11 protein-coding genes are annotated in these 13,706 nt (G+C 72.3%); 4 read left to right on the plus strand and 7 right to left on the minus strand.

Translation table 11 applies throughout. The features are described 5' to 3' along the window. Positions 1–67: 67 nt before the first annotated feature. Positions 68–580, minus strand: a complete 513-nt coding sequence (locus tag ABZS66_RS25925) for a hypothetical protein (RefSeq protein ID WP_354761869.1) — start codon at positions 578–580, stop codon at positions 68–70. Between the two features lie 86 nt (positions 581–666). On the opposite strand from ABZS66_RS25925, the gene ABZS66_RS25930 reads away from it, so the two are divergent. Together ABZS66_RS25930 and ABZS66_RS25935 are read left to right on the plus strand one after the other, a co-directional pair. Continuing rightward, a complete protein-coding gene (locus tag ABZS66_RS25930) occupies positions 667–1,317 on the plus strand; it encodes a response regulator transcription factor (RefSeq protein ID WP_354761871.1) in 651 nt (216 codons plus the stop codon). Beyond that, the gene (locus ABZS66_RS25935) at positions 1,314–2,477 is read left to right on the plus strand and encodes an ATP-binding protein (RefSeq protein WP_354761873.1); all 1,164 of its coding nucleotides are present in this window, start codon (positions 1,314–1,316) and stop codon (positions 2,475–2,477) included. Before ABZS66_RS25930 ends, ABZS66_RS25935 begins: the two co-directional genes overlap by 4 nt. Here the strand turns inward: ABZS66_RS25935 and ABZS66_RS25940 are convergent. Further along, on the minus strand, positions 2,452–3,480 hold the full coding sequence (locus ABZS66_RS25940; protein WP_354761875.1) for an alpha/beta hydrolase: 1,029 nt from the start codon (positions 3,478–3,480) through the stop codon (positions 2,452–2,454). The genes ABZS66_RS25935 and ABZS66_RS25940 overlap by 26 nt on opposite strands. Before the next feature lie 81 nt (positions 3,481–3,561). On the opposite strand from ABZS66_RS25940, the gene ABZS66_RS25945 reads away from it, so the two are divergent. Next, positions 3,562–4,077: a PadR family transcriptional regulator gene (locus tag ABZS66_RS25945; RefSeq protein WP_354761877.1), complete on the plus strand. Its 516-nt coding sequence runs from the start codon at positions 3,562–3,564 to the stop codon at positions 4,075–4,077. Between the two features lie 9 nt (positions 4,078–4,086). Here ABZS66_RS25945 and ABZS66_RS25950 read toward each other — a convergent pair whose 3' ends face one another. Then, positions 4,087–4,536 carry a MarR family winged helix-turn-helix transcriptional regulator gene (locus ABZS66_RS25950; protein ID WP_354761879.1) on the minus strand — a complete coding sequence of 150 codons (450 nt, stop codon included), beginning with the start codon at positions 4,534–4,536 and terminating at the stop codon, positions 4,087–4,089. A gap of 92 nt (positions 4,537–4,628) precedes the next feature. Here ABZS66_RS25950 and ABZS66_RS25955 point away from each other — a divergent pair, with 92 nt between their 5' ends. After that, entirely contained in the window at positions 4,629–5,393 is a 765-nt protein-coding gene (locus tag ABZS66_RS25955; protein WP_354761881.1) for an SDR family NAD(P)-dependent oxidoreductase, read from the plus strand. Positions 5,394–5,480: 87 nt separating this feature from the next. On the opposite strand, the gene ABZS66_RS25960 is transcribed toward ABZS66_RS25955, so the two are convergent. From ABZS66_RS25960 to ABZS66_RS25975, 4 genes are all read right to left on the minus strand, one after another. Then, the gene (locus tag ABZS66_RS25960) at positions 5,481–5,942 is read right to left on the minus strand and encodes a pyridoxamine 5'-phosphate oxidase family protein (RefSeq protein ID WP_354761883.1); all 462 of its coding nucleotides are present in this window, start codon (positions 5,940–5,942) and stop codon (positions 5,481–5,483) included. 16 nt (positions 5,943–5,958) lie between these two features. Continuing rightward, positions 5,959–7,617, minus strand: coding sequence for a wax ester/triacylglycerol synthase domain-containing protein (locus tag ABZS66_RS25965; RefSeq protein ID WP_354761885.1), 1,659 nt, complete (start codon positions 7,615–7,617; stop codon positions 5,959–5,961). Positions 7,618–7,836: 219 nt separating this feature from the next. Continuing rightward, a complete protein-coding gene (locus ABZS66_RS25970; RefSeq protein ID WP_354761887.1) occupies positions 7,837–11,103 on the minus strand; it encodes a discoidin domain-containing protein in 3,267 nt (1,088 codons plus the stop codon). Positions 11,104–11,117: 14 nt separating this feature from the next. Next, positions 11,118–13,598, minus strand: coding sequence for a discoidin domain-containing protein (locus ABZS66_RS25975; RefSeq protein ID WP_354761889.1), 2,481 nt, complete (start codon positions 13,596–13,598; stop codon positions 11,118–11,120). Positions 13,599–13,706: the final 108 nt, after the last annotated feature.

Raw genomic sequence — 13,706 nt, forward strand, 5'->3', positions numbered from 1 at the left:
CCGCCGGCGGCCGCGGCGGCACCGCCGGCCGTGAGGACGCCCAGCGCCCACAGCGCGGTCCGGCGCCTCATCGCGACGGGGCGGGCGACCGGCCGCCGTGCCGGATGCACGCCGCCTCGGCCTCGTCGAACTGCGGGTCGAGCCGGATCGACTCCGGCACCTCGCGGTCCAGGTCCGGCTCCGGGTCGGGGAAGTCCTCGACGCCGTGGGCGCGCATGCAGCGCGACTCCTCGCGCGCGGCGTCGAGCTTCGCCGAGCGGTCCTCGGGGCTCAGGACGCTCTCGTACTGCCGGCAGGCCGCCATGGCGGCGGCCAGCACCTCGGCGTCGATCTGGCTCTTGTCGTACCCGCCGCCGATCCTGAGGCCGCCATCCGCGTTCGCGACCGGGTCGGCCTCGGGCACGCCGTGCTCGCGCATGCAGCGGGCGTGCCGCACGGCCTGCTCCCGGGCGTCGGCGGTGGCGGTCGGCGGTGCCGCCGGGCCGGCGCCGGGCGATGCCGTGCACGCGGCCACCCCGAGCACGAGCCCGGCCAGCCCGGCCAACCCGGCCAGGCCGGCGATCCACACGCGTCTCGTCATGGGCTCCAGTGGACCCGGGAGGCCGCAACGGTACCGTTGCCGCGTCTGTAACACCCGTGTAACCCCGGGTCGCCGAGACTGCGGGTGTGCGCGTGTTGCTCATCGAGGACGAGACGGTGCTGGCCGAGCAGGTCGCCGACGGCCTGCGCGACCAGGGGATGGCGGTGGACGTCGCCGCCGACGGGCTGGACGGGCTGCACAAGGCGACCGCGAACCGGTACGACGTCGTGATCCTCGACCGGGACCTGCCGCGGCTGCACGGCGACCAGGTCTGCACCGCCCTCGCGGCCGGCGACGGCGGCCCCCGGGTGCTCATGCTCACCGCGGCCGGCGAGGCGGCCGACCGGGTCGCGGGCCTGACCCTCGGCGCCGACGACTACCTGCCGAAGCCGTTCGTGTTCGCCGAGCTGGTCCTGCGGGTGCGGGCCCTGGCCCGGCGGGCGGCCGGCGCGCCGCGGGTGCTGCGCCGGGCCGGCCTCACGTTCGACACCGCGCGCCGCGTCGTCACCCGCGACGGCCGCACCATCCCGCTGACCACCAAGGAGCTGGCCGTGCTGGAGATCCTCATGACCGCCGACGGCGCCGTGGTCAGCTCCGAGGACCTGCTCGAACGGGCGTGGGACGAGCACGCCGACCCGTTCACCGCCACTGTGCGGGTGACGCTCGCCCGGCTGCGCCGCAAGCTCGGCGAGCCGCCGCTGATCGAGACGGTGGTGGGGGCGGGGTACCGGCTGTGAGGCACCCGTCGATCCGCCTGCGCCTCACCGTCGTCTCCGCGGTCGTGCTCGTCGCCGCCTGCGCCGCGCTGCTGGCGCTGAACTACTGGCTGCTGTACCACAGCCTGTACAACAACATCCACGACCCGACCCCGGCCGAGCTGGCGAAGATGCGCAGCACGCCGCCCGGCGCCGCCCCCGAGCTGGGCGAGAAACTGCGCGTCGCGGACATCGACGCGGCCCGCATCGCCGAGCTGCGCCGCGAGACGCTCCTGGGCACCGCGGGTGCGTCCGCGCTCGGCCTGCTCGTGACGGCCGTCGCCGGCCTGGGCATCTCGTGGGTCGTCGCGGGTCGCCTGCTGCGCCCGCTGCGTACGCTGACCGCCGCGACCCGCCGCATCTCGCAGGACCGCCTCGACGAGCGGATCGCGCTGACCGGCCCGCACGACGAGCTGCGCGAGCTGGCCGACACGTTCGACGCGATGGTCGGCCGCCTGGAGGCGGCGTTCGCCAGCCAGCGCCGCTTCGTCGCGGACGCCGCCCACGACCTGCGTACTCCCCTGGCCATCGTGCGCACCGGCCTGGAGGTCCAGCTGGCCAAGCGCTCCGCCACGCCCGCGCAGTGGGAGGACGTGGCCCGCCGCGCGCTGACGGCGACGTCCCGCGCGGAACGGATGCTGGACGGCCTGCTCGCGCTGGCCCGCAGTGACAGCGGGGTGCTCGCGCGGGAGCCGTACGACCTGGCCCTCGCCTCGGCGGCGGCGTTGAGCGCGGTGGACGAGGAGGCGGCCGCGCTGACGGTGACCGCCGACCTGCGCCCGGCCCCGGTGACGGGCGACCCGGTGCTGCTGGACCGCCTGGCCGGCAACCTGGTCGACAACGCGGTCCGGCACAACCACCCGGGCGGCTGGGTGTCGGTGTCGACCGGCCCGGAAGGGCTCACGGTCCGCAACAGCGGCCCGCCCGTCCCACCGGCGGACCTGGACCGCCTGTTCGAGCCGTTCCAACGCCTGACGACGGGCCGCGCCGCCAACCCGTCGTCGACGGGCCTGGGCCTGGCGATCGTCCGCTCGATCGTGCACGCCCACGCGGGCACGATCACGGCGGCGGCGAACCCCGACGGCGGCCTGACCGTCACCGTCACGCTGCCCGAGCTCACCGTGCCAGCTGCGCCGCGGTGAGTTCGGCCAGGATACGGTCCGGTGCGAGGAACGGGCCCATGTGGCCCAGCCCCTCCATGGGTACGTAGGCCTTGGCCGGCGCCTCGATCCGCTCCACGTACTCCTGCGCCAGTTCCGGCAGTGCCCAGGTCTCGTTCGCGCCCTGCAGGATCAGCACCGGGACCTCGAACGTCGTGCCCAGCCGCTCCGGCGTGACCGCCATCGTCTCGGCGTACAGGTGCTGGGGAAAGGCCATCACGTCGCCGAACCAGGCGAGGATGTCCCGCAGCGAGTAGCCCGGCATCAGCAGGACCCGGGCGATCGCGATGTTCCGCCACGTGGTCCCCTCCGGGTCGACGGCCATCGCGTAGCGCAGCCGGCGGGTCCACTGGTCCACCTTCGGGTACGGCGGCGGGCCGAGCTTCACGAGTCCCTTGACCACCCGGTGCTTCCCCGCCGCCCGGGTCGCCGCGAGCAGCCGCTCGTACGCGACGGCCTCGTTGCGCTCCATGTCCACCATCTGGCCCATGCCGACGTACGCGTGGAACAGGTCGGGCCGGCGGCGGGCCATGCCGACGCCGATCACCGTGCCCTGGGAGTGGGCCGCCAGCACCATGCGGTCCTGGCCGAGGCGCTCGCGCAGGTGCTCGGCGAGCTCGATGCCGTCGGTGATGAGGCGGTCGAACGTCCACTCGGCGTCACCGCGACCGCGGGCCGCCCGGCGGGTCCGGCCGACCGTGCGACGGTCCCACTGCACGACCGTGAAGTGCTGTTCCAGGGAGGTGTACAGCGGGGTCAGCGGAATCATCGACGCGCCGTGCGGGTGCAGCCACAGCAGCACCGGGTTGGCCCGGTCGGCGCCCCGGACCTGCACCCACTGGTCCACCCCGCCGATCCGCACGAACCCACTCTCGTTGATGCCCGCCGGTGGCAGGGCAAGCCGGCGGGCGACCGACCGGCGGCGCAGCATGACGAACCCGAGCGGCGCGGCGATCACCACGACGACGGCGACAGCGAGCAGCATCCATGTCATAGTGAGAAGGTGACATGACAAAATCTACATGTCAATATCTAGGTGTGTACGGTGTCGGGACAGGAGGTTGGGATGTCGCTGCGCTACGCCCTGCTCGGGTTGCTCGCCGAGGAACCGGCGAGCGGCTACGACCTGGCCCGCAAGTTCGAGCGGAACCTGCGCCGGTACGCCTGGCACGCCCAGCACAGCCAGATCTACCCGGAGCTGAACCGGCTCGCCGCCGACGGCCTGGCGGCGGTCGTCGAGGAGGGCCCGCGGGGCCGGCGCACCTACGCGATCACCGACACCGGGCGGGCCGAGCTGCGCCGCTGGGTGCTCGACCCGAACGACGACCCGGTGGTCCGCAACGAGCACACCCTCCGGCTCTTCCTGCTGTCCACACTGGACGTCGAGGACGCCCGGAAGATGCTGCGGCACCAGGCCGAGGGCAGCCGGCTGGAGTACGAGCGCCTCCGCGCCGCGATCGACGCGGCCGGCGCGTCGGGCCGGGCGCCGGTCGAGCTGTTCGCCAGCGAGCTCGGCGCGCGGTACTTCCAGGTCCTCCACGAATGGGCGCTCTGGGCCCTGGACCACCTCGACAGCGAGTAGGCGCCCTCGTCAGTGCTCGAGCGCGACGTGCTGCAGCGCTCGCGCCAGGCCGGCCACGTCGACGCCGGCCAGGTGGTCGAGAAGGTGCCGGCGGACGCTGGCCAGGTTGCTCGGCCAGGCCCGGTCCAGGCGGGCGCGGCCGGCGTCGGTGAGCACGGCGGTCCAGCCGCGGGCGTCGTCCGCGGCCCGGACCCGCTCGACCGCGCCCTGCTCCTCCAGGCGGCCGACGATGCGGGTCATCCCGCTCAGCGACAGCTCGCAGGCGGCGGCGAGCTCGCCCATCCGCAGCCGCAGCCCGGGCGCCTCCGACAGCCGCATCAGGGCCGTCCACTCGCTCAGTGACAGCCGCTGCTCGCGCATCAGGTCGGCGTCGATCGCCCTCGGCAGGGCGTACATCAGCCGGGGCAGCGCCCGCACCAGCGCGTCCTCGTCGGGGGTCAGCGGCCGCGGTGTCGTCATGGTCACAGCTTACTTGCTTGGCGAAGCAAGTTCACACCGCCTACTACTTGGCTGGTACTTGCTTGACGAAGCAATGAGCGAGGGAGGACCCCATGGCAACGCTCGACGGGAAGGTCGTGCTCATCACCGGGACGGCCGGCGGGCAGGGCCGGGTCGCGGCGCAGGTCTTCACGCGGGAGGGCGCGCGGGTGGTCGGCACCGACATCCAGGCCACCGCGAACGACGAGACGGTCGCGCTGGTGCGGCGGGCCGGCGGCGAGATGACCGGCCTCGCGCCGGTCGACCTCACCGACCCGGACCAGGCGCGGCGCGTCGTCGAGGACGCCGTCGCCGCGTACGGCGGGCTGGACGTGGTCTACAACAACGCGGCCGTGCAGCGCTTCGGCCCGCTGCCGGACTTCTCCGTGGACGACTGGCGCACGACCGTGGCCGGCGAGCTCGACATCCCCTACTTCGTGTCGAAGTTCGCCTGGCCGCACCTGGTCCGGCGGGGCGGCGGCGTGATCATCAACATCGCGTCCATGGCGGGCATGGTGGCGGGTGCGGTACCGCCGATGGTCGGGCACAGCGCCGCGAACGCCGGCGTCATCGGGATGACCCGCCAGCTCGCCCTGGAGGGCGCGCCGCACGGGATCCGCGCGGTGGCGATCAGCCCCGGCCCGGTGCTGACCCCGGCCAGCGACCGCGACCTCGGCGACAACCGGGCGGCCCGGGACGCGATCACCGCGAAGACCCTGCTCAAGCGGTTCGCCCGGCCGGAGGAGATCGTCGAGCTGGCGGCGTTCCTCGCCTCCGACCGCGCGTCGTACATCACCGGCGCCAACTACCCGGTCGACGGCGGAGCGACCGCCTGGTAGCGCTGCACAACGCGGCACCGGCCCGCACCGCCCGTTCGGCTCCGCGGGTGGGCCGGGCCGCGCGCGCCTCGGCCCGCCCACGGTGACTCAGCGGACCGGTAGCCGGCCGCGGGCCAGGGACGGCGTGCGCATCCGCAGCAGCGGTACGCCCACGCCGTAGGTGACGAAGTGGCCGACCGGCTCGATCTCGATGACGCAACACCCGGCCCGCCGCTGCGGCGGGACCAGACGCGCGAGCGGGCCGTCCGGCAGCTCGGCGGCCGGTTGGACGGTCGCGGTGCCGTGGAAGCTGACCGTCGCCGGCGGGATCGGGAACAGCAGCGCCAGGATGCCGCCGCGGCGCACCGGCACGGTCACCGCGACCCGCCCGGACAGGCCGATGTGCCGGGCCTTCCAGCTGTCCTCGGCGACCGCCACGTACATCCGCCGGCGGTCGACCACGTACACCACACCGCTCGATCGCGGTTCGCCCGCCGGCGTGACGTAGCCGAGCACCGCGAACGACGCCCTGGTGAGGTCCCGCCAGATCCGCTCGACTGTCGCGGCCATCGTGCGCTCCTTTCCCTCAGTGGTGCGCGCCGGTCAGCGCGGCCCAGTCGCGCTCCATGCCGGCCAGCACGACCGGCAGGTCCGGGAACCGGGCGCGGTCGGCGATCGCCGTGACCACGAGCCGCCCCGCGTACGACAGCGCCAGGAAACTGATCGCGAGGTTCCCGGCGAGCGCACCGACCGGCACCAGCTCGATCGCCGGCGCGCCGAGCACCCGGACCGGCGCGGGCGGCCCCGGCACGTTGCTCACGACAAGGTTGACCAGGTGCTGGCTCCGGCTGAGCCGCCGGGCCAGCCCGGTACGCGCCACTGCGACCATGAACCCCTGCTGCGCGACGGCCGCCTGGCCACGCTTGGCCCGCGCCGTCTCGGCCGCCACGGCCCGCAGCCGGGCGCGCGGGTCGGCGTCGCCGACCGGCAGCCGCACCACGACGCTGCCGTTGTGGTTACCCCCGGCGGCCCCATCCCGGCCGCCCGCCAGCTCGGCCGGTCCGCCCGCCAGCTCGGCCTTGCCGCTTGCCGGCTCGTCCCGGCCCCCCGCCGGTCCGTCCGCGCCGCCTGCCGGCTCTTCCGGGCCGCCTGCGGACCCATCCCGGCCGCTTGCCGGTCCGTCCGCGGCGTGCAGTGCGACGGTCACCGCGACCCGCAGCTCCAGGCCGCTCACCGGCTCGCCGCGGGCCAGGAGCAGCTCGCGCAGCCCGCCCGCGACGACGGTGAGCAGCACGTCGTTGGCCTTGCCGCCGGCCGCATGGGCGACGGTCTTCGCCTCGGCCAGGTCGAGCCGCACCACGCCGAGCCGCCGGCCGACCCCGATCGGTCCGTTCAGCGACGTCCGCGGCGCCGCCCACGCCCGACGCAGCGTCTGCCACGCCCCGCCCAACGTCGACCCGGCCCTGCCCATCGTCGGCCCGGCCCTTCCCCTCGCTGGCTCGGCACCGCCCTTCGCCGGCCCTGCACCGCGCAGCGTTGGCTCGGCCCTGCCCATCGCCAGCCCATCAGCGCCCATCGCCGGCCCGGCAGCGTCCTTCGCCGGCTCGGCGCCGAGTGCTGTCCGTGCGGTGCCGGACCCGGGGCCCCGGCTCCGTCCCGTGCCGGGCCGGGCGCGCCGGATGCCGCGCAGGCGCTCGACGACGAGCTGCCGCCACGGCGGCGGTGGCGCCGGCGCCCACGGGGCTTCGGCGGCGGACGGCGGGTCGAGCAGCGCGCCGAGCAGGCGGACCGCCGCGGCACCGTCGCCGACCGCGTGGTGGAGCTGCACCACGACGGCGACCCGGTGGTCGGGCAGGCCGGTGACGATCCAGAGGTACCACAGCGGCCGGGCCCGATCCAGCGGCGCCGCCAGCAGCCGCTCGGTCAGCCGGAGCAGCTCGGCCTCCCCGCCGGGGGCCTCGACGGCGACCGCCGCGACGTGCCGCTCGACGCGGAAGCCGGGATCGTCGACCCAGATCGGGCGTCCGGCGAGCAGCCCCGGGCGGTACACGACCTGCCGCAGCCGCGGCGCCCCACACACCCCGGCCCGCAGCCGCGCGTGAATGGCGGCCAGCCGCGGCCGCCCGGCGGCGTCGAGCAGCCCGCACCCGTCGACCATCGCGATCACCCCGACGTGCATGGGGGTGTCGGCCGCCTCGACCGCGAGGTTGGTCAGGTCGAACGCGCTGAGCCGCTCGATCCGCATACCCCGACGATGGCCCGCCGGGTCCGCCGACGGCAGGGTCCAAGGTCCCGTCGCCACCGGCCGAGGTACGCGGCCATCACCGCGCGCGGCAGGCCAGGGCTCACGGCGGCGGCCTCGACGACGTCCGGCTCCGGGTCGTCGGGCATCGGGGACCCTCGCCGTTACGTGGTAGGAAAACTGGTGCCAGAGCCCCGGTTTTCCTACCACGTCATCCGGCGCTCAGGAATAGACCTCCATCTCGTACAGCGAATAGCCCCACTGACCGGACAGGGCCACGCCCTGCATGCGGACGTACCTTGCCTGGCCGCTCACCGCGAGGCGTTCCGTGCCGCCCGGTGAGTTCGCCTGGGTGTAGGCGTCGCGCCAGGTCGAGCCGTCCGTCGACGCCTGGAGTTTGTACGACTTCGCGTACGACGTCTCCCAGCGCAGGACCACCTCGCGCAGGTTGTACGTGGCGCCCAGGTCGACCTGGATCCAGTTGTTCGGGTCCTGGCTGGCGGCCCACCGGGTGGCGAGGTCGCCGTCGACGGCCTTCGCCGCGGTCTGGTCGGCGCTCGACGACGAGGACGCCGTGGCCGGCCGGCCCTGGGCCAGGTTGACGGCCGCCGCGCTCAGCGTCAGCTCCACCGTCACCGTGCGGCCGCGGACCAGCGGCAGGACCCGTGCGATGCCGCCCAGCGGGGAGGACTGCACCGTGACGCCGTCGGCGGTGACGGCGGTGATGCCGGAGCGCTGGATCAGGGTCAGGTTCTGGTCGATGTTCGACGTGAGGGTCACCCGTACCTTGCGGGTGTCCATGTCCCAGGTCAGGTTGTCGATGCGGAACTGGCCCTTGCCGAGCATGCCGTTGATCGAGCCCTTCCGCAGGGACTTCGGCAGCGCGGGCAGCACCTCGAGCGTGCCCGGCCTGCTCGTCGCGAGCATCTCCATCATGACCGTGGGCACGGAGTTGGCGACGTCGGTGGCGAAGACGCCGTGGTTGTTGTAGTGGGACGTGGCCATGCTCGTGTAGTAGTAGTCGTCCTTGGCGAAGCGGAGCAGCTTCGCGTTGACCGAGTCGGCGTTGTTGAGGTCGGCCGCGATGAGCGCGCCGTGCAGCAGGCCGTGCCCGGCGTTCTCGTAGGACCCGGCGTCCTTCTTCTGCAGGAAGACCTGCGCGGCGTTGTACTGCGCGCGGTTGGTCTCCGGCGTGATCTCGCGGTACGGCCACACCGGCATGAGGCCGCTGGAGTGCCGGTGCTGGTAGTTGTTCTTGTTCGCGAGGTCCGGCCAGGCCCACTCGGCGAGGGCGCCGTCGTTGTTGATGATGTACGGCGGGAGGTGGTCGAGCTTCTCCTGCCACACGGGGATCTTGTCGGCGTCGCGGCCGAGTGCGCGGCTGGTCTGGATGAGCGTCGACAGGGCGAACCGGGCGCCCGAGATGTCGTAGACCGAGTTCACGGACAGCGGCACCCCGCCGGGCGGCGTGTTCTCCGGGGAGATCGACCCGGCGAAGATGTAGTTGCCGTTGCCGTCCTTGCGCACGAGGAAGTCCTCGTAGAAGTCGCCCATGTCGCGGATCAGCGGGTAGTACTGGTTGGCCAGGAACGTGGTGTCGCCGGTCACCTGGTAGTACTCCCAGAACGGGTACAGCAGCCACGACTCGCCGCCGGTCACGTACTGGTACGGGTAATCATAATTAATGTTTGATATGAGCCCCTCGTTGTTGGGCGTGTTGCCGCCGGTGAGCATGCCGCGGGTGCCGAGCAGCTTGCGGGCGTTGGTGCGGAAGTCGGCCTGCCACTGCTGGTTGAGCCAGAAGTAGCCCTGCATCGCCTCGGGCATGTTGCCGATGTTGCCGCCGGAGATCTGCAGGTTGAGGTTGGCGTCGAGGTGGTAGTAGCCGTCCCAGCCGACGTTGCTGTCGCCGGTCCAGTTGCCGAGCAGGTCGGGCGCCGCGGTCTCGTTGCTGGAGGCGAGCAGGTGGTAGCGGCCGGCGTTGAACATCCGCTCGTACAGCGCGGGGATCGGCGCCGACGCGGTCTTCTGCTCGGCCAGGAGCTGCTCGGTGGACTTGGCACGGTCCTGCGCACCGGCGCCGAGGTCGAGCGTCACCCGGTTCATGATCGAGCTGTGCTTGCTGACGTGGCGGTTCAGCAGCGTCTGGTAGTCGCCGCTGAGCCCGTTGAGCCGGGACTGCAGCTGCTGGCGGTTCCACTCCGTCTCGGCGGTCACGCCGCCGTTGAACGTCCCGTCGTACCGCTGGGTCAGCGTCAGCAGCAGCACGTACGTCGCGTTGGTGACCTGGACGTCGGTGCCGTCCATCGTCTTGGTGCCGTCCGTGACGATCCGCGTGACGCCCTCGTAGCCGGCGTTGTAGGTGCCGCCGGCGTACTTCGCGCGCAGGTTCAGGAAGTTGACGTTCGAGGCGTTGGTAAAGGTGACGCCCTTGTTGAGCAGGTTCATGCCCGGGTCGATGGACAACCCGAGCTTGACGCTGAGCCGCTGCCCGGACGGCGCCGGCAGGTACTGCACGGCGGCCCCGTCGGTGCGCGACACGAACGACGTGCGCTCCCACCCGCCGGCACCGTCGTTCCAGTTCACCTTCACCAGCCCGGCGGAGTAGTCGGTCGAGCGGCTGTAGTTGCTGACCGAGCCCGAGCCGGTGAGCTGCATGGTCATCTTGAAGCCCGGGTGCTTGCTGCCCTCTCCCCCGCCCTGGTACCCCTGGACGTTGGCGGCCAGCTGGTTGGCCTGCTGGTACTGCCCGGCGATGAGCAGGTCCCGGATCCGGTTGATGTCGGTGGCGCTGACCGTGTTGAACGTCCGGTGCGGCCGGGCCTCCGACCGCGCCATGAAGAAGTCCTTGTCGTTGAACACGGTCGTCTCGCTGCGCGGGTTACCGAAGACGATGATGCCCTGCTTGCCGTTGCCGGCGAGGAGGCCGTTGGCCCAGTCGGCGTACGTCTGCGGGTAGCTGGTCGACGGCGCGACCGTGGCCGAGCCGCCACCGCCGCCGGTCGAGCCGGTCCCCCACACCTCGAACTCCCACAGCGAGTAGCCCCACTGCGTGTTCGGGGTGACGCCCTGCATCCGCACGTACCGCGTGGTCCGGCCGACGGTGACCGAGTCGCTGCCCCCGTCGCCGGTGGTGGTGGAGTAGACGTCGGTCCACTGGGTCCCGTTGTCGGACACCTGCACCTTGTACCCGCGCGCGTACGCCGCCTCCCACGACAACGTCACCGTCGAGACGGCGGCGGCGGTGCCGAGGTCGACCTGGATCCAGGCGTTGTTGTCGTTGCTGTGGTCGCTCGACCAGCGGGTCGAGGTGTTGCCGTCGATCGCGTTGGCCGCGGTCAGCGTGCCGTCCTGGTAGGAGGCGGTCGCGCTGGCGCCGGCGTTGCGGGCGAGGTTGACGGGCGTGTCGGCCGCGGCCGAGGGCAGCCGCAGCGCGGCCGGCGCGAGGATCAGCACCGCGAGCGCGACGCCGAGGAGTCGCCGTTTCATCGATTACCTCTCTTTCAGCGGGTGCTGACGCGCAGCGAGGAGATGGCGTCGTTGTTGCCGGAGTTCACGAGGTTCGGGGTGTCGGCGGTGAACGTCCACGCCGTGCCGGCGAAACCGGCGTCGGCGTACGCGGTCACCGAGTAGCCGGCCGGCACGCGGATCGAGGAGACGGTGTCGTTGGCGATCCCGGCCGCCTGGAGCTGGGCCAGGTCGTAGTTGCCCACGCCGAGCGTCGCGCCGGCGCCGGTGTAGTTGGCGTCGGCGTAGAACGACGGGCCGGCGCTCGTCGCGGCGGTACCGTAGACCTCGAATTCCCAGAGTGAATAGCCCCATTGCGTGGCGGGCGTGACGCCCTGCATCCGCAGGTAGCGGGCGCTGCGGCCGACGGTGACCGAGTCGGTGCCCCCGTCGCCGGTGGTGGTGGAGTACACGTCCGTCCACTGGGTCCCGTTGTCGGACACCTGCACCTTGTAGCCGCGCGCGTACGCCGCCTCCCAGGCGAGGTTCACCGACGACACGGCGTAGCCGCCGCCGAGGTCGACCTGCAGCCACGCGTTGTTGTCGTTGCTGTGGTCGCTCGACCAGCGCGTCGCCGAGTTGCCGTCGATGGCGTTGGCGGCGGTCAGCGTGCCGTCCTGGTACGACGCCGTCGCCTGGGCGCCGGGGTTGCGGGCCAGATTGACCGGCACGTCGGACGGCGGCGCCGGCGGCTTCGGGACGGTCTGCCCGGCCGGCGGCCACAGCGTGAACGTGTTGGCGCCGCCGCGTGCGTTCGCGAACGGGCCGGCCATCGTGTTGGTGGTGCTGACCGCGGCACCGAAGAAGTCGGTGGTGACGTCGGCCGCGATGCTCTCGTTCGCCCGCGGGATCACGCCGACGCGGCTGCGCGTCGCCGGGGTCAGGCCGGTGATGCCCGACGCGTTGAGGTCGAAGCTGAGCGACATCTGGGTGTTGGTCGAGGTGTACCGCACGTTCGACAGCGCGCCGGTGAAGTTGCCCTCCTTGACGTGGGTCTTGCCGGTCGCGTTGTCGGGCAGCGTCGAGCCCTGGACGAGGTTGTTGTACCAGAAGAACTTCTGCGGGTTCGTGATCGCGGTCGACTCGTTCATCGTGCCCGGCTGGAAGTAGTAGGCGTCGCGCCCGCTGCCGTCGATGTTGATCCGGCCGTTGTCGATGAACAGGTTGTTGGCGAACACCACGCCGGTCGCGTCCAGCGTGCGGATGTCGCTGTTGCCGATGAAGACGTTGTTGTCGACGAGGATCGGCCCGTGGACGGCCTCGGCGTAGTACCCCCAGGGCGTGTTCATGACGATGTTGCCGGTGACGCGGACGTTCTGGTTGCCCCAGTCGGTCCAGATGCCGGCAGAGTTGCCGCCCTTGGAGCTCTTGATGTAGTTGCCTTTGATGAGGCCCTCGTTCATGTAATGCACTTTGATCGGGGCCGTCTCCGCGCCGCTGAACTCGTTGCGGTAGTTGGTGTCCTCGATCATGTTGTAGAGGATGTCGGAGTTCCACGAGAAGACGCCGGCGATGCCCGACTGCCCGGACTTGCCGATGTAGTTGTTGCGCACTACGTGCGAGCCGTACCTCGCGGTGTCGTGGAAGTGCGTGCGGGTCGTGCCGGGCCGGTTGCCGGCCCACTCGTCGCAGCCCAGGCCGATGTCGATGCCGATGGTGCGGGCGTTGAGCACGACGTTCTGCTCGATGATCCAGCGCAGGCCGCCGAAGACGCTGATCGCGCCCGCCTGCCGGCGCGACGGGCTGCTCGGGAAGTCGGAGTAGGTGTTGGCCGCCTGGTTGACCGTGAACCCGCGGACGGTGATGTAGCCGAGGCCCCACACGTCGGGGGCGAAGATCTGCCGGCGGACGTTGATCTCGGCGAGCTTGGCGTTCGGGTCGGCGGTGCCGAAGTTGGCCCAGATGGTCGTGGTACCGCCGGCGACCTGTGAGTACCACGTGTTCGCGCCGGACTGGACGTCGGCGAGCGACGGCTTCTCGAGGTACGCCTGCTCGCTCAGATAGACGTCGCCGGCGGTGTAGCCGGGGAAGGTCGCGTCGCCGCCGCCCTGGGGCTGGCCGGTCGCGTAGGGGTTGTACGCGCCGAAGAAGCTGCCGGGCAGGGACACGCTCCAGACGTTGCCGCTGGTGCGCGCCCAGTTGTTGATCTCCTCCGATCCCTTGATGACGACCTCGCCGTCGCCGGCGTTGGTGTACGTGATGCGGGTGGTGTCGCCGGTGCCGCCGCGGGCCGGCTTGACCGTCTCCCGGTAGAGGCCGGCGTGGACGAGGACGGTGTCGCCGGGCTGCGCGTCCTGGGCGGCGCGGTTGATCGTCAGGTACGGCGCGGCCTGCGTGCCCGCGTTGGCGTCGTTGCCGTTCTTGGCGACATGGATGGTGCGCGGGGCCGCCGCGGCCGGCTGGGCCGCGAGCAAGGTCGCCGCTATTGCGAGGGCACCGGCGGCCGCGCACAGCGACGTGATCCTGCGGTGGGTCATGGGGCTCCTTTGCGGAGACGAGCAGGGGGTGTACGCCTCGTTCGATCGAGGCGATGATGGGCGGACCCCCGGTGACGTCAGCGCGCCGTCGCGTCGTCTGCTGCGCGG

The organism is Dactylosporangium sp. NPDC005572, from assembly GCF_040605515.1.
In the GTDB taxonomy this organism is placed as follows: Bacteria; Actinomycetota; Actinomycetes; order Mycobacteriales; family Micromonosporaceae; genus Dactylosporangium.

Coding starts and splice junctions, on each gene's coding strand:
- ABZS66_RS25925 (WP_354761869.1), bottom strand. CDS start 580: ATGACGAGACGCGTGTGGATCGCCGGCCTGGCCGGGTTGGCCGGGCTG.
- ABZS66_RS25940 (WP_354761875.1), bottom strand. CDS start 3,480: ATGCTGCTCGCTGTCGCCGTCGTCGTGGTGATCGCCGCGCCGCTCGGG.
- ABZS66_RS25945 (WP_354761877.1), top strand. CDS start 3,562: ATGTCGCTGCGCTACGCCCTGCTCGGGTTGCTCGCCGAGGAACCGGCG.
- ABZS66_RS25950 (WP_354761879.1), bottom strand. CDS start 4,536: ATGACGACACCGCGGCCGCTGACCCCCGACGAGGACGCGCTGGTGCGG.
- ABZS66_RS25955 (WP_354761881.1), top strand. CDS start 4,629: ATGGCAACGCTCGACGGGAAGGTCGTGCTCATCACCGGGACGGCCGGC.
- ABZS66_RS25960 (WP_354761883.1), bottom strand. CDS start 5,942: ATGGCCGCGACAGTCGAGCGGATCTGGCGGGACCTCACCAGGGCGTCG.
- ABZS66_RS25965 (WP_354761885.1), bottom strand. CDS start 7,617: ATGCGGATCGAGCGGCTCAGCGCGTTCGACCTGACCAACCTCGCGGTC.
- ABZS66_RS25970 (WP_354761887.1), bottom strand. CDS start 11,103: ATGAAACGGCGACTCCTCGGCGTCGCGCTCGCGGTGCTGATCCTCGCG.
- ABZS66_RS25975 (WP_354761889.1), bottom strand. CDS start 13,598: ATGACCCACCGCAGGATCACGTCGCTGTGCGCGGCCGCCGGTGCCCTC.